General features: G+C 74.7%; 19 protein-coding genes. 15 read left to right on the forward strand and 4 right to left on the reverse strand.

Going from position 1 to position 23,890, the window contains the following annotated elements:
* The first annotated feature begins 5 nt into the window (after nucleotides 1-5).
* Entirely contained in the window at nucleotides 6-1,052 is a 1,047-nt protein-coding gene (locus CHF16_RS02265; RefSeq protein WP_089324169.1) for an LLM class F420-dependent oxidoreductase, read from the forward strand.
* Nucleotides 1,053-1,099: 47 nt separating this feature from the next.
* On the opposite strand, the gene CHF16_RS02270 is transcribed toward CHF16_RS02265, so the two are convergent.
* Entirely contained in the window at nucleotides 1,100-2,578 is a 1,479-nt protein-coding gene (locus CHF16_RS02270) for a flavin monoamine oxidase family protein (RefSeq protein ID WP_218826498.1), read from the reverse strand.
* A gap of 160 nt (nucleotides 2,579-2,738) precedes the next feature.
* On the opposite strand from CHF16_RS02270, the gene CHF16_RS02275 reads away from it, so the two are divergent.
* The 6 genes from CHF16_RS02275 to CHF16_RS02300 all read left to right on the forward strand — a co-directional run bounded on the left by CHF16_RS02275 (nucleotide 2,739) and on the right by CHF16_RS02300 (nucleotide 8,189).
* The gene (locus CHF16_RS02275; RefSeq protein ID WP_089324170.1) at nucleotides 2,739-3,830 is read left to right on the forward strand and encodes a M24 family metallopeptidase; all 1,092 of its coding nucleotides are present in this window, start codon (nucleotides 2,739-2,741) and stop codon (nucleotides 3,828-3,830) included.
* Between the two features lie 32 nt (nucleotides 3,831-3,862).
* Entirely contained in the window at nucleotides 3,863-4,420 is a 558-nt protein-coding gene (gene efp, locus CHF16_RS02280; protein ID WP_089324171.1) for an elongation factor P, read from the forward strand.
* A 1-nt stretch (nucleotide 4,421) separates the two neighbouring features.
* A complete protein-coding gene (gene nusB / locus CHF16_RS02285) occupies nucleotides 4,422-4,838 on the forward strand; it encodes a transcription antitermination factor NusB (protein WP_089324172.1) in 417 nt (138 codons plus the stop codon).
* 767 nt (nucleotides 4,839-5,605) lie between these two features.
* The gene (locus CHF16_RS02290) at nucleotides 5,606-6,385 is read left to right on the forward strand and encodes a methyltransferase domain-containing protein (RefSeq protein WP_089324173.1); all 780 of its coding nucleotides are present in this window, start codon (nucleotides 5,606-5,608) and stop codon (nucleotides 6,383-6,385) included.
* A 4-nt stretch (nucleotides 6,386-6,389) separates the two neighbouring features.
* A complete protein-coding gene (locus CHF16_RS02295) occupies nucleotides 6,390-7,646 on the forward strand; it encodes a DNA polymerase IV (protein WP_089324174.1) in 1,257 nt (418 codons plus the stop codon).
* A gap of 147 nt (nucleotides 7,647-7,793) precedes the next feature.
* Nucleotides 7,794-8,189 (forward strand): DUF3040 domain-containing protein, encoded by a 396-nt coding sequence (locus tag CHF16_RS02300; RefSeq protein WP_089324175.1) that lies wholly within the window; start codon nucleotides 7,794-7,796, stop codon nucleotides 8,187-8,189.
* A gap of 157 nt (nucleotides 8,190-8,346) precedes the next feature.
* Here CHF16_RS02300 and CHF16_RS02305 read toward each other — a convergent pair whose 3' ends face one another.
* Genes CHF16_RS02305 through CHF16_RS02315 form a run of 3 tightly spaced genes read right to left on the reverse strand, consistent with a single transcriptional unit; the run spans nucleotide 8,347 to nucleotide 13,162 of the window.
* The gene (locus CHF16_RS02305; RefSeq protein ID WP_245868156.1) at nucleotides 8,347-10,860 is read right to left on the reverse strand and encodes a transglutaminase TgpA family protein; all 2,514 of its coding nucleotides are present in this window, start codon (nucleotides 10,858-10,860) and stop codon (nucleotides 8,347-8,349) included.
* On the reverse strand, nucleotides 10,857-12,119 hold the full coding sequence (locus CHF16_RS02310) for a DUF58 domain-containing protein (protein ID WP_342750063.1): 1,263 nt from the start codon (nucleotides 12,117-12,119) through the stop codon (nucleotides 10,857-10,859). Before CHF16_RS02310 ends, CHF16_RS02305 begins: the two co-directional genes overlap by 4 nt.
* Entirely contained in the window at nucleotides 12,116-13,162 is a 1,047-nt protein-coding gene (locus tag CHF16_RS02315) for an AAA family ATPase (protein ID WP_245868157.1), read from the reverse strand. Before CHF16_RS02315 ends, CHF16_RS02310 begins: the two co-directional genes overlap by 4 nt.
* A 372-nt stretch (nucleotides 13,163-13,534) precedes the next feature.
* Between CHF16_RS02315 and mraZ the strand changes: the two genes are divergently transcribed.
* From mraZ to murD, 8 genes are all read left to right on the forward strand, one after another.
* Nucleotides 13,535-13,966 (forward strand): division/cell wall cluster transcriptional repressor MraZ, encoded by a 432-nt coding sequence (mraZ, locus tag CHF16_RS02320; protein WP_089324294.1) that lies wholly within the window; start codon nucleotides 13,535-13,537, stop codon nucleotides 13,964-13,966.
* A gap of 247 nt (nucleotides 13,967-14,213) precedes the next feature.
* Nucleotides 14,214-15,230 (forward strand): 16S rRNA (cytosine(1402)-N(4))-methyltransferase RsmH, encoded by a 1,017-nt coding sequence (rsmH, locus tag CHF16_RS02325; RefSeq protein ID WP_089324177.1) that lies wholly within the window; start codon nucleotides 14,214-14,216, stop codon nucleotides 15,228-15,230.
* Nucleotides 15,227-16,021, forward strand: coding sequence for a cell division protein FtsL (gene ftsL / locus CHF16_RS40050; protein WP_089324178.1), 795 nt, complete (start codon nucleotides 15,227-15,229; stop codon nucleotides 16,019-16,021). Before rsmH ends, ftsL begins: the two co-directional genes overlap by 4 nt.
* Nucleotides 16,022-16,661: 640 nt before the next feature.
* Complete coding sequence (locus tag CHF16_RS02335) at nucleotides 16,662-18,380, forward strand: peptidoglycan D,D-transpeptidase FtsI family protein (RefSeq protein ID WP_483860508.1); 1,719 nt, start codon at nucleotides 16,662-16,664, stop codon at nucleotides 18,378-18,380.
* A gap of 81 nt (nucleotides 18,381-18,461) precedes the next feature.
* The gene (locus CHF16_RS02340; RefSeq protein WP_089324180.1) at nucleotides 18,462-19,997 is read left to right on the forward strand and encodes a UDP-N-acetylmuramoyl-L-alanyl-D-glutamate--2,6-diaminopimelate ligase; all 1,536 of its coding nucleotides are present in this window, start codon (nucleotides 18,462-18,464) and stop codon (nucleotides 19,995-19,997) included.
* Nucleotides 19,994-21,376, forward strand: coding sequence for a UDP-N-acetylmuramoyl-tripeptide--D-alanyl-D-alanine ligase (locus tag CHF16_RS02345; RefSeq protein WP_089324181.1), 1,383 nt, complete (start codon nucleotides 19,994-19,996; stop codon nucleotides 21,374-21,376). The genes CHF16_RS02340 and CHF16_RS02345 overlap by 4 nt, the downstream gene beginning before the upstream one ends.
* Nucleotides 21,373-22,431 carry a phospho-N-acetylmuramoyl-pentapeptide-transferase gene (gene mraY / locus CHF16_RS02350; protein ID WP_089324182.1) on the forward strand — a complete coding sequence of 353 codons (1,059 nt, stop codon included), beginning with the start codon at nucleotides 21,373-21,375 and terminating at the stop codon, nucleotides 22,429-22,431. The genes CHF16_RS02345 and mraY overlap by 4 nt, the downstream gene beginning before the upstream one ends.
* Entirely contained in the window at nucleotides 22,413-23,888 is a 1,476-nt protein-coding gene (gene murD / locus CHF16_RS02355) for a UDP-N-acetylmuramoyl-L-alanine--D-glutamate ligase (protein ID WP_089324183.1), read from the forward strand. The genes mraY and murD overlap by 19 nt, the downstream gene beginning before the upstream one ends.
* Nucleotides 23,889-23,890 lie beyond the last annotated feature (2 nt).

Consider the following 23,890-nt stretch of genomic DNA (forward strand, 5'->3'; position numbering starts at 1 on the left):
GCCTGATGCGCATCGGGATGGCGCTCAGCTACTCGGGCGGTTTCAAGGAGACCGTCGAGGAGCTGGCCGACTACGAGAAGGCCGGTCTCGACATCGTCTATATCGCGGAGGCCTACAGCTTCGACGCGGTGAGCCAGATGGGCTACATCGCCGCCAAGACCGAGCGCCTGGAGATCGCCTCCGGCATCCTCAACATCTACTCCCGGACGCCGACGGCCATGGCGCAGACCGCCGCCGGCCTGGACTACGTGTCCGACGGCCGGTTCACGCTCGGCATCGGCGCGTCCGGCCCCCAGGTCATCGAAGGCTTCCACGGCGTCCCCTACACCGCGCCGCTCGGCCGCACCCGCGAGGTCATCGAGATCTGCCGCAAGGTGTGGCGGCGGGAGCGGCTCCAGTACGAGGGCAAGCACTACAAGCTGCCGCTGCCCGCCGACCAGGGCACCGGCCTCGGCAAGCCGCTGAAGCTGATCAACCACCCGGTGCGGGCCGACATCCCGATCCTGGTCGCCGCCATCGGCCCGAAGAACGTCGAGCAGACCGCCGAGATCGCCAACGGCTGGGAGCCGATCTTCTACATGCCGGAGAAGGCCGCGGACGTGTGGGGCGCGTCCCTCGCCGCGGGCAAGGCGCGCCGCGACCCCGCGCTCGGCGAGCTGGACGTGGTCGGCCAGGCCGCGCTCGCCATCGGCGACGACGTGCAGGGCTACCTGGAGTTCGGCCGCCCGATGGCGGCGCTCTACATCGGCGGCATGGGCGCCAAGGGCAAGAACTTCTACAACGACCTCGCCCGCCGGTACGGCTTCGAGAAGGAGGCCGAGGAGATCCAGGACCTCTACCTGGACGGCAAGAAGGACGAGGCCGCCGCGAAGGTCCCGCAGGAGCTGCTGGAGAAGATGTCCCTCATCGGCTCCGAGGGCCACGTGCGCGAGCGGCTCGCCGCGATGAAGGAGTCCGGGATCACGACGCTGAACGTGTCGCCGATCGCGGGCGACCACAAGGGCCGGCTCGCCCTGATCGAGAAGGTCAAGGAGATGGCCGCCGAGGTGTGAGCCGCGAGCGGCGGGGCGGGCCGCGCGACCGGCCCGCCCCCGCGCCCTCACAGTGCGGCGTGGACCTCCCGGGCGACGCGCTCGCCGGAGCGGACCGCGCCGTCCATGTAGCCCGTCCAGTAGTCGGACGTCTCGGTGCCCGCCCAGTGGATCCGCCCGCACGGTTCGCGCAGCGCCGGGCCGAACGCGGTCAGGGCGCCGGGCGGGGCGATGCCCACCGGCCCGCCGCCGCTCCACATCTCGTTGTCCCAGCGCTGGACCGCCGTCATCCGCGGGGCGGCGGCCTTGTCGCCGAACAGCTTGGTGAACGACGCGAGCCCGGCGGCCCGGACCTCGTCGGCGGACGCGCCGTCCAGCTTGCGGATGTTCGCCTGGTTGATGAAGCCCATCAGGATGCCGCGCGACCCGTCCGGCGGGCTGTTGTCGAAGGTCGCGTCGATGGCGCCGCTGTCGGCGACGGCCTGCCCGGTGAGGCCGTCCTCCCGCCAGAACGGCGTGTCGTAGACGCCGACGAACTTGGCGATCGACCCCATCGGGTAGCGCTGCATGAGCTGCGCCCGGCTCGCGGGCAGCCCCGGCGAGTAGTCGATCTTCCCGGCGATCGCCGGTGACATCGCGACGACGACCCGCTTCGCCGACACCGTGACCCCGTCGGCGGTGACGGTGACGCCGTCCGCGGTGCTCGCGATCGACCGCACCGGCGCGTTGTACCGGACGATGTCGCCGAGCCGCGCCGCCAGCCGGACGGGCACCTCCTGCGACCCGCCGACGAACCGCGACTCCTGCGCGCCGCCCTTGGTGTTGATCAGCCGGTCGATCGTGCCCGGGGTGCTCTCGTTGCCCGCCGCGGCCGCGTAGTTCAGCAGGTACAGCAGCGAGATCTCCTGCGAGCGCATCGACAGCGTCGAGGAGGCGAACGCGTCCATCAGGAACCGGGCGCCGCCGCTCAGCGAGTTGGACCGCGACCAGGTGTAGAAGGTCTGCGCGTCCCACTCCTCGGCCTTCGCCGCCTTCCACGGCTCACCGACCGGGATCTCCTTGATCATGGCGCCGAGCTTCAGCAGCGCCAGCTCCAGGTCGATCACGCCCCAGTCCGGCGGGACCGCGCCGAGGAGCCCGTCGGTGGCGTACAGCGACCGCTTGCCGTTGCGGTAGTAGACGTTCTTGCCCTCGTTGTAGGTCTTGAAGGTCTCGACGCCCATCTCCCCGGCGAGCGCGGCGATGCGGTCCTGCGTCGGGCCGATGAACTCGGCGCCGCCCTCGCTGGTGGTGCCGTCGCCGAGCGGCAGCCCGTACACGCGCCCGCCGGGGCGCTCCCGGGCCTCCAGGACGATGACGGACCGGCCGGCGGCGGCGAGGTCCCGCGCGGCGGTGAGACCGGACAGCCCGGCCCCGACGATCACAACGTCGGCGCCGAGGGGGGCGGTGCGGGCGGCGGCGGCCGGCGCCGCGGCGGCGGAGGCGACGGCGCCGGCCGCGGTGAGGGCGCCGGTGCCGAGCAGTCTTCGGCGGCTGACTCGGGTCAAGGGGATCCCTCCCGGGGGGAAGACCAGAGCGGGGGACGGAAGATCACACGGCAGCTCACGCTAGGCCGGACCGCGCGCCGAAGTCGAGGGTTCTTCATGTTTCGTGACCGCGTCGAGACGGCCTCCCGCACCGCCGCGGCGATCATCTAGAGTCCTGGCCATGGGGGAGACGCACATCGCGCGGCGGCGCCGGCTCGCCGCGCTCGCCGCCGACCGGGGCCTGGCCGCCGCACTGGTGACCCGGCTGGTCAACGTCCGCTACCTGACCGGCCTCGACAGCTCCCGCGCGGCGCTGCTCGTCCCGGCCGACGGCCCGGCCGTCCTCGCGACCGACGGCCGGTACGCCGGCATGGCCGCCGAGGTCTGCCCGGAACTGCCCGTCGTCGTGGACCGGCAGGTCGCCTGGGCCCTGGTGCGGAAGGCCGCGGACGACGGCCGCCGCCGGCTCGGCTTCGAGGCCCACGACATCACCGTCGAGCAGCACACCGCGCTCCGCGAGGAGGCCGCCAAGCTCGACGCCCCGGTCGAACTGGCGCCGCTCGGCCGCCTCGTCGAGGAACTGCGCATGGTCAAGGACGAGGAGGAGATCGGCCTGCTGCGCGAGGCGTGCGCCGTCACCGACCGCGCGTTCGAGGCCGTCCTCCCCGAGATCCGCGCGGGCGTCACCGAGCGCGCCGTCGCGATCGCCCTCGAACGGGCCATGGTCGACCTCGGCGCGGAGGGCCCCGCGTTCGAGTCGATCATCGCGTCCGGGCCGAACGGCGCCGTCCCCCACCACCACCCCGGCGGCCGCGAACTCCAGCCCGGCGACCTCGTCACCATGGACTTCGGCGCCCGGTACGGCGGCTACCACGCCGACATGACCCGCACCGTCGCCATCGGCGAGCCCGCCGCCTGGCAGCGCGACCTCTACGACCTCGTCCACCGGGCGCAGCGGGCCGGGATCGCCGCCGCCGCCCCCGGCGCGGACACCAAGGACGTCGACGCCGCCGCCCGCGCCGTCATCGCCGGCGCGGGCCACGGCGAGGCGTTCTCCCACGGCCTCGGGCACGGCGTCGGCCTGGAGATCCACGAAGCCCCGCTCATGGGGTACGACCAAACCGGTAAACTGCTGGACCGGGTTCCGATCACCGCGGAGCCGGGGGTCTACCTCGCGGGCCGGGGCGGGGTCCGCATCGAGGACACGCTGGTGGTCCGCGCGGACGGTCCCGAGCTCCTCACCACAACCACGAAGGACCTGCTCGTCCTGTAGGCGCGCGGGTCCGCGACCGGGAGAATCAGCCAGTGGCGACGACGAACGACCTGAAGAACGGCATGACGCTGAACCTCGACGGCCAGCTCTGGACCGTCCTGGAGTTCCAGCACGTCAAGCCAGGCAAGGGCGGCGCGTTCGTCCGCACCAAGCTCAAGAACGTGCTGTCCGGGAAGGTCGTCGACAAGACCTTCAACGCCGGCACCAAGGTCGAGGTGGCGAGCGTCGACAAGCGGGAGATGCAGTACCTCTACCGCGAGGGCGAGGACTTCGTCTTCATGGACACCGAGACCTACGACCAGCCGCACATCCCGGCGACCGTCGTCGGCGACGCCGCGAACTACCTGCTCCCCGAGCAGAACGCCGTGATCGCCTTCAACAACGAGAACCCGCTCTACGTCGAGCTGCCCGCCGCCGTCGTGCTGGAGATCACCGAGACCGAGCCCGGCCTGCAGGGCGACCGCTCCACCGGCGGCAGCAAGCCCGCCACCGTGGAGACCGGCGCGCAGATCCAGGTCCCGCTGTTCATCACCACCGGCGAGAAGGTCAAGGTCGACACCCGCTCCGGCGAGTACCTCGGCCGCGCCTGAGATGGCGGCGCGCACCAAGGCACGCAAACTCGCCCTGGACATCCTGTTCGCGGCGGAACTGCGCGAGGAGGAGCCGACGGCCGTCCTCGCCGGCCGGGGCCGCCCCAACCAGGACGAACTGGCCGAGTACCCGCACGCCGTCCGCCTCATCGAGGGCGTCCAGGAGCACCGCGAGCGCATCGACGAGCTCATCGCCACCTACGCGACCGGGTGGACGCTGGAACGCATGCCCGCCGTCGACCGCAACATCCTCCGCATGGGCGCCTACGAGCTCCTGTGGGTCGACGACGTCCCCGACGGCGTCGCCGTCAGCGAAGCCGTCCGCCTCGCCACCGAACTCTCCACCGACGAATCCCCCCGCTTCATCAACGGCCTCCTCTCCCGCCTCCAGCAGTTGAAGCCATCGCTGGTGCTGTAGGTCTGTTGGTCCAGGGGGGCGACCCCCTGGAACCCCCGTTGCGAGCCGGTCGATCCTCGCGCCACGGTGCGGGTGTGTTGTGACCGTGCGGGTTTGTGGCGTGTCGCTGCGGTCGCCCGGCTCGGCGGGCATGCCCGCTGCGCTCGCTGGCGCTCGCTCCGCGTGCCTGCCCGTTGTTGGCCCAGGGGGGGCGACCCCCTGGAACCCCCGTTGCGAGCCGGTCGATCCTCACGCCACGGTGCGGGTTTCGGTGACCGTGCGGGTTTGTGTTCGTGTCGCTGCGGTCGCCCGGCTCGGCGGGCATGCCCGCTGCGCTCGCTGGCGCTCGCTCCGCGTGCCTGCCCGTTGTTGGCCCAGGGGGGCGACCCCCTGGAACCCCCGTTGCGAGCCGGTCGATCCTCACGCCACGGTGCGGGTTTCGGTGACCGTGCGGGTTTGTGTTCGTGTCGCTGCGGTCGCCCGGCTCGGCGGGCATGCCCGCTGCGCTCGCTAGCGCTCGCTCCGCGTGCCTGCCCGTGATGCGGGCTGGGGTTGTTGGTCGGTTTTTTATTACGGACCCTGGGCGCTCAGGTGGGGCACGGGTCGGGTGGCCGGAGGGCGCTCTGCGCCCGGAGGTCGCACGACCCGGCGGGCGGGAGGCTGTTTCGCCGAGACGCGCCAGCGGATCGGGGAAACGGCCTCCCGCCCGTGACGGGGGTTCCAGGGGGTCGCCCCCCTGGGTGAACAGCCGCCCCTGCGGGGGCCACACCCGGCTAGGCTGGGGCGGGATGAGTGACGTTAGGGGAGTGGCCGTGACCGGCCGGCAGCAGAAGCGGGTGCGGGGCGGCGGCCGGGTGCGCAGTGCGGTCCTGTGGGAGGCGCTGCGCACCGTCCTCGGCCGGATCACTCCCGAGGCCGGGTCGCGCGATGTGGTGGACGTCGGCGGCGGCACCGGCGGGTTCGCGGTGCCGCTCGCGGAGCTCGGGCACCGGGTCACGGTGGTCGACGCCAATCCGGACGCGCTCGCCGCGCTGGAGCGCCGCGCCGCCGAGTCGGGGGTCCGGGTCCGCGCCGTGCAGGGCGACGCCGTCGACCTGCCCGACCTGCTGGGGCCGGACGCCGCCGACCTCGTGCTGTGCCACAGCGTCCTGGAGTACGTCGACGACCCCGGCGCGGCGATGGCGGCGCTCACCGGCGCGGTCCGGCCGGGCGGCTCGGTCAGCGTGCTCGTCGCCGGGCAGGTCGCCGCGGCGCTGCACCGCGCGGTGGCGGGGCATTTCGACGACGCGCGGCGGGTGCTGACCGACCCCGCCGGGCGGTGGGGCGAGGGCGACCGGATGCCCCGGCGCTTCACCCGGGAGACCCTGTCCGCGCTGGTGCGCGGCGCCGGCCTGCGGGTCGCCGAGCTGCACGGCGTCCGCATCTTCGCCGACCTCGTGCCGAGCGGCCTGCTGGACGGCGACGACGCCGAGGCGCTGATCGCGCTGGAGTCGGTCGCGGCCGTCCACCCCGTCCTGCGGGACCTCGCCACCCAGCTGCACCTCGTGGCCGACAAGCCGGCCGGCTAGCGCCGTGAGCCGCAAGCAGCAGCTGCACCGCCCCGGGCCGCAGCCGGGGCCGCCCGCCGACGACACCGGCTGCCACATCCTGCACGTCGACATGGACGCGTTCTTCGTCAGCGTCGAGCTGCTCGAGCGGCCGGAGCTGCGGGGGCGGCCGGTGATCGTGGGCGGTGCCGGGCCGCGCGGCGTGGTGTCCGCGGCGTCCTACGAGGCCCGCGCCTTCGGGGTGCACTCGGCGATGCCGATGACGCGCGCGCGGCGGCTGTGCCCGCAGGCGGTGGTGCTGCCGGTGAGCCATGAGAAGTACTCCCGCGTCTCCGCCGCGGTGTTCGAGATCTTCCGGTCGGTCACCCCGCTGGTCGAGGGGCTCTCGCTGGACGAGGCGTTCCTCGACGTGGCGGGCGCCCGGCGGCGGCTCGGCCGGCCCGCGCGGATCGCGCGGCTCATCCGCGAGCAGGTGCGCGACCAGCAGGGCATCACCTGCTCGGTCGGCGTCGCGAGCACCAAGTTCGTCGCCAAGCTCGCCTCGACCCGGTGCAAGCCGGACGGGCTGCTCGTCGTCCCCGCGGACGGCGCCGTCGACTTCCTGCACCCGCTGCCCGTCGCGTCCCTGTGGGGCGTCGGCGAGCGGACGGAGCAGGCGCTCGTGCGGCTGGGCCTGCGGACGGTCGGGCAGCTCGCCCAGGTGCCGCTCGCGACGCTCCAGCGCGAGCTCGGCTCCGCGCTCGGCGCCCACCTGCACGAGCTGGCGTGGGGCCGCGACCCGCGCGAGGTCGTCCCGGAGACGCCGGACAAGAGCATCGGCGCGGAGGAGACGTTCGACACCGACGTCGACGACCCGGAGGTCATCCGCCGGACGCTGCTGCGGCTGGCGGAGCGGACCGGTGAGCGGCTGCGCGCGAGCGGGAACGCGGGCCGGACGGTCAGCGTCAAACTCCGGATGGCGAGCTTCAAGACCATCACCCGGGCGCGGACGCTCAGCGAGCCGACCGACCTCGCCCGTGTGATCTATGTCACAGCATGCGAGCTGTACGAGGCGGCCGGGCTGGAACGGGTACGACTCCGTCTGGTCGGCGTCCGGGTGGAGAACCTGGGCCCGGCCGGCGAGGCCCCCCGTCAGCTCGCCTTCGACGAGCCGGAACGCGGTTGGCGTGAGGCCGAGCGAGCCATGGACCAGGTCGCGCACCGGTTCGGCCGCGGCGCGGTCCGCCCCGCCGCGCTGGTGCGGCGCGCGGCGGACGGTGACGGACGGGACGGAAGACCATGAAAGAAGGCGGTGGGGTGACCGGCACCGGGCCCTCGGCGGGCCGTTCGCTTTCGTACGCTCGACAGTGCTCGTATTCTGGGCATATCACCGTTGACGTTCGCGTCCCGCATCGGATACCCCGTCGCGGAGCTGTCGTTGGGAGGTGCCGTGCCGCTCTCTGAGCACGAGCAGCGCATGCTCGAACAGATCGAATCGGCTCTGTACGCCGAGGATCCGAAGTTCGCTCACGCGGTTCGCTCGACCAACCCCCAGGTCCACTACAAGCGCCGGATCGTCAAGGCCGCCCTCGGCTTCGTCGTGGGCGTCTGCGCGCTGATGGCCGGCCTCGTGATCAACGAGGGCACGGTCACCATCGCGATCAGCGTGACGGGTTTCCTGCTGATGGTGGTCTGCTGCGTCTGGGCATTGACGAGCTGGAAGCGCATGGCGGGCATCGGCAGCGAGCCGGCCCGCCCCGGTGGGGGACGTGCCGCCCGCCCCGCCAAGGCGGGCTTCATGGAACGCATGGAGGAGCGCTGGCGCCGCCGCACCGAGGGCGACTGACCGGGGCGGAGGGCGCCCGCCGGCGGAGTCGGGGGCGGCGGACAGGTCCCGCGGACGCGGGGGCCGCGCCGCCCTCAGGCATGACCGGCGCCGGCCGCAGGTGAGGTTTCGAGCGCCTCGGTCCCGTGCGGGGCCCGGGGCGCTCGCGTGTCCGGCGTTACCTGCGGCGGAGGCGGGCGGGCAGGTCGTTCACCCGGGCGGTGACGTCCAGGACGCGGTCTCCGGCGGTGCGGAGCGCCGTGCGGGCCTGCGCCATCGTCGACGGGGGCAGCAGCCGGGCGCGCCACCGGGCGCGGCGGCCCACGGACGCGGCGAACGCCTCCCGGACGGTGCGGACGTCGGCGCGGAGCCGCTCCGCCGGCTCGGGCGAGCGGGTCCGGGAGTAGCGGGCCAGTTCCTCGGCGCGGGCGATGCGGGTGAGGGCCCGCGCGTCCTCCCCGTCCAGCTCCAGCAGCTCGCCGAGGCGGCGCGCGGTCGCGCGCGGGGAGTCGCTCGCCCGCCATTCGAGCCCGTGGTCGAGGGCGTCCGCGCGCATCTCCCGCCACGCGGCGTGCGCCACGCCCGCGGGGTCGGGCGCCGTGGCCCGGGGACGGCGCGCCGCCCCCGCGGGGCCGGACGCGGGAGCCCGGGGACGGGGCGCGGCGCCGGGCGGCGGCGGTGCGGGCGGTGCCGCCACCGCGGCCCAGCGGCGCCGCCGGGTGATCACCCGCAGCACCATGGGGACGGCCATCAGCACCAGCACCAGCGGCACGCTCGCGAGCCAGGGGACGGCGCCGAACCCGTCCTCCTCCTCGTTCTGCGCGGCCGTGGCGCTGCCGGGGCCCTCGTCGTTGCGGTGGCGGGCGGCCGCGCCGGGCGTCGCGGTGGCCTCGGCGCCCGCGGCGGAGCTGTCCGGCGCCTGCGTGCCCTGGCCGTCGCTCTCGCCGCCGGTGCTGACGGCGGGCTGGCTGTAGGACGGGGCGACGGCGGTGCCCTGCCCGGCCGCGCCGGCCGGCGTCGGCTCGAACCGCACCCAGCCGGTGCCCTGGAAGTACAGCTCCGGCCAGGCGTGCGCGTCCCGCGACCGGACGACCCATTCGCCCGGCCGGACCTCGCTGCCCGGCGTGTACCCCATCGCGACGCGGGACGGGATGCCGAGGATCCGGGCGAGCAGCGCCATCGACGCGGCGTACTGCTCGCAGTAGCCGCGCTTGCCGCGCAGCAGGAACTCGACGAGGTCGTTGCTGTGCTGCGGCGCCGGCGCGGACAGGTCGTAGGTGTACCCGCCGTCGACGGTGAACCACTGCTGCAGCCGCACGGCCTGCGCGAGCGCGGTCGACGACCCGGCGGTCACCTGCTCGGCCAGCCGCCGGACCTCCTGCGGGATGTTCTTCGGGACGGCCGTGTAGTGCGCGACGACGTCGTCCGGGTAGCCGGCCGCGGCGGCGAGCTGGCCGCTGGTCGGGTCGGCGCGCAGGCTCTCCACGGTGTAGGTGCGGCCGCCCGCCGAGTCGCGCAGCGAGTACACCATCAGCGACGAGGCGTGCACCCGCCAGTCGCCCTTGATCGACACGCTCGTCGGCGCGTACGGCACCGGCAGGAACGTCATGTTCCGGACCTCGGGCCGCACCCGGACCCGCGTCGTCACCTTGTGCACCCGCCCCATCGTCAGCCCCGGCGGGGACGGGAACGACCGCCCGAACTCGACCTTGTCCTTGCCGCTGCTCTTCAGCGGGCTGTAGGTCCACCGGTCGCCGTCGAACCGGTCCAGGGCGTACAGGCGCAGGTAGTCGGGGCCGTCGGGGTCGTCGGTCCGGTAGGTGAGGACGACCGAGTCGTCCAGCCGGGTCAGCTCCCGCTTCAGGCTGACGAGGGGATCGGGGGTGGTCACGGTGCGGGTGCCGCCGCTGCCGCCCTCGCCGAGGCCGAACATGCCGCGCGGCTCCAGGCCCGGCACCGCGGCCGGGAGCAGCACCGCGACGGCGACCGCGCCGACCGCGATCCGGCGGCCGCTCACCGCCAGCGGCGTCGCGTCGGGGCCGGCCGCCCCCTCGGGCGGACCCGGGTCCGCGCCGGCCAGCGGGACCTCGCGGGGCCGGCGGTGGGTGGTGACCGTCCGGCCCCACCCGCCGACCTTCTCGCGGGCGTCGGCCATCAGCAGGCTGAGGAAGCCGAGCGCGCCCGCACCGAACGCCAGCCAGCCGACGCCGTCCTCGCGGACCGCGGCCGGCACGCTGTACATGGCCAGCAGCGGCAGCCCGGCGGGCGCCGTGCGGTGCAGCCGGACGGCGAGCAGGTCGACCAGCGCCGCGACGAGCCCGATCCCGGCGGCGGTCAGCATCGCGATGCCCGGCAGCATCGGGACCGGCGCCGCGTACCGGTTCGCGGCCCGCCACCCGTCCCCGGCGAGCTCGCCGAGGTGCCGCAGCGACTCCGGCGACGGCACGAACCGCAGCCACGCCTCGTCGCCGGCGTACACGAAGTTGAGGTAAAGGAGCAGCGCGGCCAGCCCGAACACGAGGTTCATCGGCGCGGGCAGCCGCAGCCGCCGCGACAGCAGCCCGCCGCCGGCGACCGCGAGCACCGCGCCGAACCCGGCCCAGAACCAGCCGGCCTCCTCGAACAGCGGGTAGAGGCCGAAGGAGCCGGCGAGCGTCGCCGCCCCGGCCATGGCCGTCATCCGGATCCTCATGCACCGTCCCTGACGAAGTCCTCGCCGGCCTTGCCGGCGGTCGCCCACGCCTGCGCGAGCTCGGCGGCGGTCCGGACGGGCAGCACCCGCCAGCCCGCCGCGCGCAGCAGTCCCACGGCCGCGTCCGGGCCGCCGCCCGCCGGCCCGCCGCGAACCAGCACCGCGACCCGCGTTCCGGTGCCGCCGGGCAGCTCGGCGACCGTGCGGGCCTCCTCCGCGGTCAGCGCGCCGAACACCGCGACCACCAGGCCCTCGCCCTCCCGGCCGCCGCCGGGGCCGCCGCGCAGCGCGGTCAGCCCCGCCGTCAGCGACGCCTCCTTCGACCTGCGCGCCACGGCGAGCGCGTCGAGCAGCAGCCCCTCGAACGCGCCCTCGGACGCCGCGGCGGGCAGCGCCTCGCCGGCGTCGGTGACGTACCGCAGGTTCATCCCGGTGCGGACGAGGTGCACGCCGATCGACGCGGTCGCCGACACGGCCTGCTCGAACGTGCCGCCGAGCCCGTCGCCCCAGTGCGCGGCGCGGCGGGTGTCGAGGAACAGCGTCCCGCTGCTCTGGAAGTGCTGCTCCTCGCGCCGGACCATCAGCTGGCCGTGCCGGGCGGTGGACCGCCAGTGCACGCGGCGCAGGTCGTCGCCGTGCCGGTACTCGCGCGGGGCGGCGTCGTCCTCCCCGGCCGCGGACACCGCGCGCGCGACGCTGTCGCCGCCGCCCGTCCAGGCGCCCGACAGCCGGCTGTGCGGCAGCGGCACGATCGCGGGCGTCACGGTGAGGGTGTCGGACAGGCTGAACGAGCGGATCAGCTCCACCATCCCGAACGGGTCGGCGAGCCGGACCGTCAGCGGCCCGACGCGGTAGCGGCCCCGCACGTCCGAGCGGATCCGGTAGCCGAGCTGGCGGGTGCCGTGCGGCTCGATCCGCTCCACCACGAACCGGGCCCGGCCGCCGAGCGCGTAGGGGACCCGGTCCTCCACCATCAGCAGCCCGCTCGGCAGCCGCGACACGTTCTCCAGCCGCAGGTCGACGCGCGACTCCCGGCCGACCGGCAGCCGCGCCGGCTCCAGCCGCCGCGCGCACGCCAGCCGGTACCGGGTCCGCGACACCGCGATCATGCACAGCAGCGGCAGCACCAGCACCAGCACCCCGGCCCGCAGCAGGTCGCGCTCGCCGAGGACGACCGCGCACACGATCGCGGTCGCGCCGGCGGCCACGAAGGACCGCCCGCGCGTGGTGAGCCCGGCCAGCGCGCGTCGCACGGTCACCTGCCGGGGGAGGGCACCGGCAGCCGCTTCACCAGTTCGGCGACGACCTGCTCGGGGCGGCGCCGCTCCACCTGCGCCTCGGGCGTCGGCAGCAGCCGGTGCGCGAGGACGGGGACGGCCAGTTCCTGGACGTCGTCGGGGACGACGTAGTCGCGGTCGTCGAGCGCCGCGTACGCGCGCGCCGCCCGCACCAGGTGCAGCGTCGCCCGGGGGGACGCGCCGAGCCGCAGCTCGGGGTGCTTGCGGGTGGCGGCGACGAGATCGATCGCGTACTGCCGGACCGGCTGCGCGACGTGCTGGCGCCGCACCACCTCGATGAGGTCGCGGACGTCGGCGGCGTGCGCGACCGGGGCGAGCCGGTCGAGCGGCGACGCCTGGCCGTGCGTGTCGAGCATCTCCAGCTCGGCGGCCGGGTCGGGGTACCCCATCGAGATGCGGGCGGTGAACCGGTCGCGCTGCGCCTCCGGCAGCGGGTAGGTGCCCTCCATCTCCACCGGGTTCTGCGTGGAGATCACCATGAACGGCGGCTCCAGCGCGTAGGTGGTGCCGTCGACCGTGACCTGCCGCTCCTCCATGCACTCCAGCAGCGCCGACTGCGTCTTCGGGGACGCGCGGTTGATCTCGTCGCCGACCACGATGTTGGCGAACACCGGGCCCGGCTTGAACTCGAACTCGCGCAGCTCCTGGTTGTAGGCGCTCACCCCGGTGATGTCGCTCGGCAGCAGGTCCGGGGTGAACTGGACGCGCCGCACCGAGCAGTCGACCGAGCGCGCGAGCGCCTTGGCCAGCATCGTCTTGCCGACCCCGGGGACGTCCTCGATCAGCAGGTGCCCCTCCGCCAGCAGCACCGTGAGCGCGAGCCGCACCACCGAGGGCTTGCCCTCGATGACCGACTCCACCGCGTCCCGGATCTTGTTCGCCACATGGGCGAGCCCGTCGAGCCCGCGGCCCGGCTCCTCGCCTCCCGAGGCGCGCCGCCGGGACGGATGGGAAGCCGGGGGGTCGGTCTCCATGAACGACTCTCCGTGCGTGCCTACTGCCACCAAACCCTCCTCAGCCGTCCCACCCGACAGTACGTCGTCGGAACGCCCGCCGCGATGTTCATGGGGAACGCGAGCCCATTGTGCTGCACGGGGCGGACGGCGTACGCCGGGCGCCGGGCTCCACTCCGCTCCACCACGATCATCCACCGCGCGCGGCGGCACGGGAAATCGCGCCGCCGGGCGGCTCCGTCCGGTCCGGCGCGCGGTGGGGGCGCCGCTGGGCCCCACCGCGCACCACCCGCTCTGACCTGCGCTTTCGTCCGCCGAATTCGTCCGGTGGAGGTGTTTTTCTTGTTGACGGTGGGGAAGAGTGGAGTAGAGTGGGGCGCCGTGGGGGCGGTAGCACCCCATGCGGCGCGGGAGGTGGGGCCGGTGTTCCTCGGCACCCATTCACCGCGCCTCGACGACAAGGGACGGCTGTTCCTGCCGGCGAAGTACCGCGAGGAGCTGTCGGGGGGATTGGTGATCACGAAGGGCCAGGAACGCTGCCTGTACGTCTTCCCCATGGCGGAGTTCCAGCGGATTACCGAGGCTCTGCGTGCCGCGCCGGTCACGGAGAAGGCGGTCCGGAGCTACAGCCGGGTCTTCTTCGCCAGCGCCTCCGACGAGGTACCGGACAAGCAGGGCCGCGTCACGATTCCTCCTCCCCTGCGCAAGTACGCGGGGCTCACCCGCGACTGCGCGGTCATCGGGGCCAACACGCGCCTGGAGATCTGGGACGCCCAGGCATGGGAGACCTACCTGGAGCAGGAGGAGCAGACGTTCTCCGACGTCTCGGAGGAGGTGTTGCCAGGGATCCTCTGAGCGAATGACTCGTCGGTCCGTTGACCGGCCATGGCCCACGTTCGGCCAGGTCTCCAGCCGCTCTCCGAGCCAGCTGGCGCAGCTTCCCCGGTGCCAGACGGCGACCCCCCGCGGAAACGCGGTGATCTTCCTCTAGGGCAGCGGATGGGGACCTGGCCGGGCGAGGCCGCCGCCGGGGGCGCGGAACGGTCCGGTCCGGCGATGCCACGCAGTCCGCGAGCGAAGTGGCAGTACAGGGGGGTGAACCATGGACGTGGGCGACCACGCGTCCGAGGGTGCCGGCGTGCCCGCCGGCGACCGGGGGCCGGACGGCGGCCACGTGCCGGTCATGCTCGGCCGCGTCCTCGAACTCCTCGTCCCCGCCGCCGAGGCGGTGACGGGCCGCGACCCCGTCTACCTGGACGCCACCCTCGGCATGGGCGGCCACGCCGAGGCGATGCTGCGCGCCGTCCCGCGGCTGCGGCTGATCGGCCTCGACCGCGACACCCTCGCGCTGGAGCGCTCCGCGCGCCGGCTCGCGCCCTTCGGCGACCGGGTCGTCCTGGAGCACGCCGTCTACGACGAGATCCCCGCGGTGCTGCGCCGCACCGGCGTGCGCGCGGTCGACGCCGTCCTGTTCGACCTCGGGGTCTCCTCCCCGCAGCTCGACGAGGCCGACCGCGGCTTCGCCTACTCCTACGACGCCCCGCTCGACATGCGGATGGACCGCACCCAGCGCCTCACCGCCGCCGAGGTCGTCAACGGCTACCCGCCCGCCGAGCTCGCCCGCATCCTGCGCGAGTACGGCGAGGAGCGGTTCGCCCAGCGGATCGCCTCGGCCATCGTCCGCGAGCGCGAGCGCGCCCCGCTCGACTCCACCCGCCGGCTCGCCGACCTCGTCCGCACCTCCATCCCGGCCGCGACCCGCCGCACCGGCGGCAACCCGGCCAAGCGCACCTTCCAGGCGCTGCGCATCGAGGTGAACGGCGAGCTCGACATCTGGCGCCGGGCCCTGCCCGCCGCACTGGACGCGCTTCCGGTCGGGGGCCGGGTCGCCGTCCTGTCCTACCACTCCCTCGAGGACCGCATCACCAAGCAGGTCCTCGCCGCCCAGGCGGCCGACACCACCCCGCCCGATTTGCCCGTCCCGCTGCCCGAGCACGAGCCGAGGTTCCGGCTCCTGACGCGCGGGGCCGAGCTGCCGTCCGAGGCGGAGACCACGACCAACCCACGGGCCGGATCGGTGCGGCTGCGCGCCGCGGAGCGGGTCCGGGAGGCGACATGACGACGACGAGCAGGCGCCCGCCGGCGAAGGCGCCGAAGAAGAAGAGGACCGCGGCGCGCGGCGCGGCCGCGCCAGCGAAGCCCGCGCCCGCGGCCCCGCCGAAGACTCCCGCCAAGACCGCGCCGAAGGCGGCGGCGGCCAAGACCGCGCCCAAGACGACGCCCAAGACCGCCGTGCCCAAGGCCGCCGAGACGCGGGTCAAGGCGCCCGCCGCGAAGGCGGCGGGCGGCAGGAAGGCGAAGGCGGCGGTCCGGTCCCGCCCGGCCGCGGCCGGGCGGCCCGCGCCGCGCACGCCGTTCGTGCTGCTCATCGTCGGCCTGCTCGGCGGCGCGCTGGTGAGCCTGCTGCTGCTCAACACCGTCCTCGCCAAGGACGCGTTCACCCTGACGCGCCTCCAGCAGAGCAACAAGCAGCTCGAGCAGCAGCGCCAGGCGTACGAGGAGGAGATCGCCCGCGAGGGGTCCCCGGCGGGGCTCGCGCGCAAGGCCAGGGCGCTCGGCATGAAGGAGGCCGAGGACCCGGCGTTCTTCGACACCGAGACCGGACGGCCCGGCGCCGGGAAGATCCGGCCGGTCCCGCAGGCGGCCGCCGCGTCCGCGGGCGCCGCGGGCGTGCTCGGCGTCCCCGGCACCGTGGTGCCCGGCGACGGCGTGCGGCCCCCGGCGGCCGCCACCGGCGCGCGCCCGGGTGCGAACCCGCGCGCCGGGAACGGCACGCCCGCGCGCGCCGGGAACGGGACGCGCTCTGGCAACGGGACGCCGGGCGCGCGCGCCGGGAACGGGACGCCGTGACGGGTCGCGGAGCAGGCGGGGAGCGGGGGAAGCGATGACGAAGCGGCCGGGGCCCGGGACCGCCGGCCCTCCGCCCGGCCGGCGGCGCGGGCCGGACGGCAGGGCCTCCCGGGGCTCGGCCGGGCGGGACGACAAGAGCGGCCCGGGCGCGGCGCGCGCGTCCGGGCCTCCGGCGGGCGGTGCTCCGCGCGCCTCCGGCGGGCGGGCCGACGGCGCGGGACGGCCGGGCGGCAAGGGCAGCGCGCCCCGCCGTCCCGCGCGCGGCGGCACGGGCTCCGCCCCCCGCCGCGAGGCGCCGCGCAAGTCCGGGGAGGGCAGGACGGGCGACCGCAAGGCGCCCGGCGGCAAGACGTCGGGCGGCAAGACGTCCGGCGGCAAGACCTCCGGAGGCAGGGCGCGCGACCGGAAGACCTCCGGCCGCAAGGCCGCCGAGCGCAGGACGGCCACGCGCGCGGAGCCGCCGAAGGCGGCGCCCGCCGGCCGCCCGGCCCGCAAGAAGGCGCCCGCGGGCACGGTGCCCGGCAAGGGCGCCGCGCGCACCGGAGGCGGAGGCCCGCGCGGGCCGCGCCCCGGCGGCTCCGGGCCGCGCCCGCCGGGCCGGGGGCCGCGCGCCCGCGTGCCGTTCAACCGCCGCGACCCGATGAAGCGGCTGAACATCGGCCTGCTCGCCGTGGCGTTCCTGCTGTCGCTGTTCGCCGGGCGCCTGGTCCAGCTCCAGACGATCGAGTCCGGCAAGTACACCGCGGAGGCGATGCGGCAGCGGATGCAGGAGATCGAGCTGCCCGCCGTCCGCGGCGACATCACCGACGCCCAGGGCCACCCCCTCGCCATGACGGTGGAGGCGCGCGCCATCTACGCCGACCCGTCGCTGATCGAGGCCGGCCGGCGGCAGGCGGTGGTGAACGCGCTCGCCCCCACGCTCGGCCTGAACCCGGCGACGCTGATGAAGCAGGTCAGCAAGCCCGACACCCGGTTCGTGTACCTGGCGCACGGGGTCCGCCCCGACCAGGCCCGGCTCATCACCTCCTGGGACCTCCCCGGCATCGGAACCCTTCCGGAATACCGGCGCGAATACCCCAACGACTCGCTGGCCGCGAGCGTCATAGGGTTCGTGAACGACACGGGCAAGGGCGCCGCCGGCCTGGAGAGCTCGATGAACGACGTGCTCGCCGGCCGCGCGGGCTGGCAGCGGGTGGAGATCAGCCTGGAGGGCCAGCACATCCCCATGGGCGAGGACCAGAAGCGCCCGTCGGTGCCCGGCCGCGGCCTGCGCCTCACCCTCCAGCGCGACCTGCAGTTCAAGGCGCAGGAGGCGATCGAGAAGCAGGTCAAGGCGTCCAGGGCCGAGAGCGGCAGCGTCATCGTCATGGACCCGCGCACCGGGAAGATGCTCGCCATGGCCTCGGCGCCCGGCTTCGACCCGAACCGCTACGGCGAGTCCGACCGGTCCCGGTGGGGGAGCCCGCTCGTCCAGGACGCCTACGAGCCCGGCAGCACCGGCAAGGTCGTCACGGCCGCCGCCGTCATGGAGCACGGCGGCGTCACCAAGACCACGCCGTACACCGTGCCCGACAAGATCCGGAAGTACGACGTCGAGTTCCACGACTCGCACCCGCACGCCCCCGAGCGGCTGACCTTCGCGGGGGTGCTGGCGAAGTCCAGCAACGTCGGCACCATCATGGCCAGCGAGAGCATCAGCGCCCAGCGGCTCTACGGGACGCTGCGCGACTTCGGGTTCGGGCAGCCGACCGGCCTGCCGCTCCCCGGCGAGACCTCCGGCCTGCTGCCGCCGCCGTCCAAGTGGTCGGGCACCGACCGGTACTCGATCGCGTTCGGGCAGACCGCGTCGGTGACCGCGGTGCAGATGGCGAGCGTGTACGCGACCATCGCCAACGGCGGCGTCCGCGTCGCGCCCACCCTGATCGAGGGCACGGTCGGCGAGAACGACGCGTTCACGCCGGCGCCGCCGCCCGCCCGCCGGCAGGTCATCAGCGCCAAGACGGCGCGGGAGATCAGCGACATGCTGGAGGGCGTCACCACCGGCGAGGGGACCGCCCCGAAGGCCCAGATCCCGGGCTACCGCGTCGCCGGCAAGACCGGCACCGCCGAGAACGTCAACCCGCGCTGCGGCTGCTACAAGGGGGGCGGCTACACCGCGTCGTTCGCGGGGTTCGCCCCGGCGGACGACCCGCGGCTCGTCGTGCAGGTCGTCCTGCGGAACCCGAAGCGCGGCAGCCACTATGGTGGCGATGCGGCCGCTCCGGTCTTCAAGGACGTGATGAGCTTCGCGCTGCAGTCCGAGAAGATCCCGCCGACGGGGAGCCGACCGCCGATCATCCAGATCCACGCCCGAGACTGAGCGCAGCGAGTACCCTCCTCGCCTGTGAGTCCACCACCCGCGTCCCACCAGTCCCGTTCCGCGAGCACCGAAAGAACAGCCATGCGTCCGACCACCAATCCGGCCCGCCCGCTGAGCGGGCTCGCCGAACTCCTCGGGATCGACTGGGACGGGCGGGACGCCACATCGGTCACGGGCATCACGCACGACTCGCGGGCGGTGCGCCCCGGCGACCTCTACGCGGCGCTGCCCGGCGCCCGCGCGCACGGCGCCCAGTTCGCGGGCCAGGCCGCCGACGCGGGCGCGGCGGCGGTCCTCACCGACCCGGACGGGTACGACCGGGCCGCCTCGGCGGGGCTGCCGGTCCTGGTGGTCCCCGACGTCCGCGCGCGGCTCGGCGAGGCCGCGTCCTGGGTCTACGGCGACCCCGGGCGCGACATCACCCTCATCGGCGTCACCGGCACCAGCGGCAAGACCACCACCGTGTTCCTGGTGGACGCGGGCCTGCGCGCCGCCGGGATCGAGACGGGCCTGGTCGGCGGCGTCGAGATCCGGGTGGGCGGCGAGGCGGTGCCGAGCGCGCTGACGACGCCGGAGTCGACCGACCTGCACGCGCTGCTGGCGATGATGCGCGAGCGCGGCGTCGGCGCCGCCGCGATGGAGGTGTCCAGCCACGCGCTCGTGCAGGGCCGCGTCGGCGGCGCCCGCTACGAGGTCGCGGTCTTCACGAACCTCTCCCAGGACCACCTGGACTACCACCCGACCATGCAGGACTACTTCCTGGCGAAGTCGCGGCTGTTCACGCCCGAGTACTCCCGCGTCGGCGTGGTCAACCTCGACGACCACTACGGCCGGGAGCTGCTGGAGATCGCCACGGTGCCGACCACGACGTTCTCCCCGTCCGGGGACCCGGCCGCCGACTGGCGCGCCGAGGACGTGCGCGTCGGCGCCGACGGCAGCGTGTTCCGCGTGGTCGGGCCGGGCGGCATCGAGGCGGACGCCGAGGTCCGCCTCGCCGGGCCGTTCAACGTCGCCAACGCGCTCGCCGCGATCGTGGCCCTGGTCGAGGCCGGCATCACGCTGCAGGCGGCCGTCCACGGCGTCGGCTCGCTGCCCGGGGTCCCCGGCCGGCTGGAGCGGGTCGACGAGGGCCAGGAGTTCGTCACCCTCGTCGACTACTCGCACAAGCCGGGCGCGGTCGAGGCCGTGCTGACCGCGCTGCGGCCCGTCACCGAGGGCGAGCTCACCGTCGTGCTCGGCTGCGGCGGCGACCGCGACCGCGGCAAGCGGCCGCTCATGGGTGAGGCCGCCGCCCGGCTGGCCGACATGGCGTATTTCACCAACGACAACCCGCGGTCGGAAGATCCACTGGCCATCCTCGCCGCTATGGTCGAGGGCGGGCTCAAGGTGCCGCAGCCCGAGCGCGCGCACATCGTCGTCGAGCCCGACCGCGCCGCCGCGATCGGGCTGGCCGTCGGCCGGGCCCGCCGCGGCGACGTCGTCGTCGTCGCGGGCAAGGGCCACGAGCAGGGGCAGAGCGTGGCGGGCGAGACCCATCCGTTCGACGACCGCGAGGTCGTCCGCGCCGCCCTACGAAGGCGCGGACAAGGGACTAGAGGGGACGGGACGCAGGCGTGATCCCACTTCCGCTGGCGACGATCGCGGAGATCACGGGAGGCACCCTCCACGGGCCGCCGGACGCGGTGGTGACCGGCCCCGTGGTCATCGACTCCCGCGCGGTGGAGCCCGGGGCGCTGTTCGCGGCGTTCAAGGGCGAGCGCGCGGACGGGCACGACTTCGCGGCCGGGGCGCTCGCCGCCGGGGCCGCGGCGGTGCTGGCGCAGCGCCCGGTCGAGGGGCCGTGCGTGGTCGCGGCGGACGTCCAGGAGGCGCTCGGGCGGCTGGCCAGGGGCGTGCTGGAGCGGCTCCCCGGCCTCACCGTCATCGCGGTGACCGGCTCGGCGGGCAAGACCTCCACCAAGGACCTCATCGCGCAGGTGGTGGGCCGCGCCGGGCCGACGGTGCACCCGCCGGGCTCGTTCAACAACGAGATCGGGCTGCCGCTCACCGTGCTGCGCGCCGACGAGGGCACCCGCCACCTCGTCCTGGAGATGGGCGCGCGCGGCATCGGCCACATCGCCTACCTGACCGGGATCGCCCGGCCGGACGTCGGCGTGGTGCTCAACGTCGGCACCGCGCACGTGGGCGAGTTCGGCGGCCGGGAGAACATCGCCCGCGCCAAGGGCGAGATCGTCGAGGCGGTGCCGCCGGGCGGCACGGCCGTGCTCAACGCCGACGACCCGCTGGTCGCCGCGATGGCGGCGCGCACCCGCGGCGAGGTCGTCACGTTCGGCCGCGGCCCGGACGCGGTCGTCCGCGCGGCCGGCGAGACGCTCGACGAGCAGGGCCGGGCCCGGTTCACCCTCGTCACCCCGGAGGGGTCGGCGCCGGTCGCGCTGCGCCTGCACGGGTCGCACGCCGTCGCGAACGCCCTCGCCGCGGCCGCCGCCGCGCGCGCCGCCGGGCTGGCGCCGGACGCGGTCGCCGAGGCGCTGTCGGAGGCGGTGCCGGCCAGCCGGTGGCGGATGGAGGTCACCGAGCGGCCCGACGGGGTGACCGTGGTGAACGACGCCTACAACGCCAACCCCGACTCGACGCTGGCCGCGCTCGAGGTGCTGGTCCACATGGCCAAGGGCCGGCGCGCCTTCGCGGTGCTGGGGGAGATGGCCGAACTGGGCGCCGCCTCCGTGGCGGAACATGCCAAGATCGGGCAGCATGTCGCGCGCAGCGGGATCGCCGGGCTCGTCGTGGTCGGTGCGAACGCGGCGGCGATGGCCGAAGGGGCCGGGCAGGTGGCGTCATGGACGGGAGAGTGCGTACAGGTGGATGACGTCGGCGCGGCGGTGGCCGCGCTCAGCGAGCGGCTCGCGCCGCGGGACGTCGTGCTGGTGAAGGGCTCGCGCGTGGCCGGGCTGGAACGGGTGGCCGAGGCGCTGCTGGCGGGGGCCGCCCGATGACCAACATCATCATCGCCGCGGGGATCGCGCTGGTCTTCGTGGTGGTCGGCACGCCGGTGTGGATCCGGATCGTCAACCGGCTCGGCTACGGCCAGATGATCCGCGACGAGGGCCCGGAGGCGCACCTCAAGAAGCGCGGCACCCCCACGATGGGCGGCGCGGTCTTCATCGTCGGCGCGCTCGTCGGCTACGCCGCGGCGCACCTGGTCACCGGCGAGGAGCCGACGATCTCCGGCGTGCTGGTGCTGTTCCTCATGACGGGCCTCGGCCTCGTCGGGTTCGTCGACGACTACATCAAGGTGTTCAAGCAGCGCAGCCTCGGCCTGCGCAGCGGCGCCAAGATGGTCGGGATCATCCTCGTCGGCGTCGTGTTCGCCGTCGGGTCGCTGAACTTCCCCAACGGCTACGACGTCACCCCCGCCGACCCCCACCTGTCCTTCCTGCGCGACTTCGGCCCCTCGATCGGCCCGTACCTGTTCGTGCTGTGGGCGCTGCTGCTCATCGCGGCCATGTCCAACGGCGTGAACCTCACCGACGGGCTGGACGGCCTCGCCGCGGGCCCGGCCGGCATGGTGCTGGCCGCCTACGTGATCATCGGGAACTGGCAGCTGCGCAACAGCTGCGCCGCCGCCCTCGCCCCCAACTGCTACAGCGTCCGCGACCCCCTCGACCTCGCGGTGGTCGCCGCGGCCGTGCTCGGCGGCGTGTTCGGCTTCCTGTGGTGGAACGCCCCGCCCGCGAAGATCTTCATGGGCGACACCGGCTCGCTGGCGCTCGGCGGCGTGCTGGTCGGCCTCGCGATCCTCACCCGCACCCAGTTCCTGCTCGCGATCCTCTGCGGCCTCATCGTGATGATCACGCTGTCGGTGATCATCCAGGTCGGCGGGTTCAAGATGACCGGGAAACGGGTGTTCAAGATGGCCCCGCTGCAGCACCACTTCGAGCTGTCCGGCTGGGCCGAGACCACGATCGTCGTGCGCTTCTGGCTGATGTCCGCGCTGTTCACCGCGGCCGGGCTCGGCCTGTTCTACCTGGAATGGATGCCGAAGAAGTGAACCAGCCCTGGGACGGCCTGCCGGTGTGCGTGGCGGGGCTCGGCGTGTCCGGCCGCGCCGCCGCCCGCGTCCTCGCCGCCCGCGGCGCCCGCGTCACGGTCGTGGACGCCCGCGACGGCGACGAGCAGCGCGGGCACGCCGCCGAGCTGGCGGCCCGCGGGGTCGCCGTGCGGCTCGGCGACGGTGAGAGCCTTCCCGAGGGCACCGGGCTGGTCGTGACCTCGCCCGGCTGGCGGCCGGACGTGCCGCTGCTCGCCGCGGCCGCCGCGGCGGGCATCGAGGTCATCGGCGAGGTGGAGCTGGCGTGGCGGCTGCGCGGCCCGGACGCCGCGCCGTGGCTGGCCATCACCGGCACGGACGGCAAGACCACCGTCGTCCGCATGCTGGCCTGCATGCTCACCGCGGCCGGGCACAAGGCGCTCGCCGTCGGCAACGTCGGCACGCCGATCGTCGAGGCCGTGGGCGGTTCCGGGGCAGCCGGGGGGGCGCCTCCCCAGGGGGAGCACGCCGAGCCGTACGACGTCCTCGCGGTGGAGCTGTCCAGCTACCAGCTGCACTGGTCCAGCTCGCTCGCGCCGCAGGCGGCCGCCGTGCTGAACGTCGCCCCCGACCACCTCGACTGGCACGGCTCCATGGACGCCTACGTCGGCGCCAAGGGCAAGATCTACACGCCGGGCGCCGTCGCGGTCTACAACGCCGACGACGACACGTCCGCCGCCCTCGCCGAGCGCGCCGAGGGCGTGCGGAGCCGGGTCGGGTTCACCCTGCGGGTGCCGCGCCCGGGCGAGCTCGGCGTCGTCGAGGACCTCCTCGTCGACCGGGCCTTCACCGACGACCCCGCGCACCACGCCGCCGAGCTGGCCGCGCTCGCCGACGTCCGCCCGTACGCGCCGCACAACGTCGCGAACGCGCTGGCCGCGGCCGCGCTGGCGCGCTCGTTCGGGGTGCCGCCGGAGGCGGTCCGCGCGGGCCTGCGGGCGTTCGTCCCCGACCCGCACCGCATCCAGCACGTCGCCGACGTCGCCGGCGTCGCCTACGTCAACGACTCCAAGGCCACCCAGCCGCACGCCGCCGCCGCGTCCCTCGCCGCCTACGACCCCGTCGTGTGGATCGCCGGGGGCCTGCTCAAGGGCCTGGACGTCGACGACCTCGTGCGCTCGTGCGCCGCGCGGCTGCGCGGCGTGGTGCTGATGGGCCGCGACCGGCACCGGATCGCGGAGGCACTCGCGCGACACGCCCCGGATGTCCCCGTCGTGGACGTCTCCGACACCGACACTGGGGCCATGGAACGCGTCGTCAACGAAGCCTCCGCCCTCGCCCGCCCCGGGGACACCGTGCTCCTCGCGCCCGTCGGGGCGTCCTTCGACATGTTCGCCAACTACCCGGCCCGCGGCGACGCGTTCATCGCGGCCGTCGAACGGCTCGCCGCCGCGTCCGGCGCCGGGGCGGCCGGGTAGCC

Source organism: Actinomadura meyerae, from assembly GCF_900188445.1.
Taxonomy (GTDB): domain Bacteria; phylum Actinomycetota; class Actinomycetes; order Streptosporangiales; family Streptosporangiaceae; genus Spirillospora; species Spirillospora meyerae.

Bases quoted from the DNA above. Each gene is read 5' to 3' on its own strand.
- murD (WP_089324183.1), top strand. From the start codon at position 22,413: ATGGATGCCGAAGAAGTGAACCAGCCCTGGGACGGCCTGCCGGTGTGC.
- nusB (WP_089324172.1), top strand. From the start codon at position 4,422: ATGGCGGCGCGCACCAAGGCACGCAAACTCGCCCTGGACATCCTGTTC.
- CHF16_RS02265 (WP_089324169.1), top strand. From the start codon at position 6: ATGCGCATCGGGATGGCGCTCAGCTACTCGGGCGGTTTCAAGGAGACC.
- CHF16_RS02335 (WP_483860508.1), top strand. From the start codon at position 16,662: ATGAAGCGGCTGAACATCGGCCTGCTCGCCGTGGCGTTCCTGCTGTCG.
- CHF16_RS02275 (WP_089324170.1), top strand. From the start codon at position 2,739: ATGGGGGAGACGCACATCGCGCGGCGGCGCCGGCTCGCCGCGCTCGCC.
- CHF16_RS02340 (WP_089324180.1), top strand. From the start codon at position 18,462: ATGCGTCCGACCACCAATCCGGCCCGCCCGCTGAGCGGGCTCGCCGAA.
- mraY (WP_089324182.1), top strand. From the start codon at position 21,373: ATGACCAACATCATCATCGCCGCGGGGATCGCGCTGGTCTTCGTGGTG.
- CHF16_RS02290 (WP_089324173.1), top strand. From the start codon at position 5,606: ATGAGTGACGTTAGGGGAGTGGCCGTGACCGGCCGGCAGCAGAAGCGG.
- ftsL (WP_089324178.1), top strand. From the start codon at position 15,227: ATGACGACGACGAGCAGGCGCCCGCCGGCGAAGGCGCCGAAGAAGAAG.
- rsmH (WP_089324177.1), top strand. From the start codon at position 14,214: ATGGACGTGGGCGACCACGCGTCCGAGGGTGCCGGCGTGCCCGCCGGC.
- CHF16_RS02305 (WP_245868156.1), bottom strand. From the start codon at position 10,860: ATGAGGATCCGGATGACGGCCATGGCCGGGGCGGCGACGCTCGCCGGC.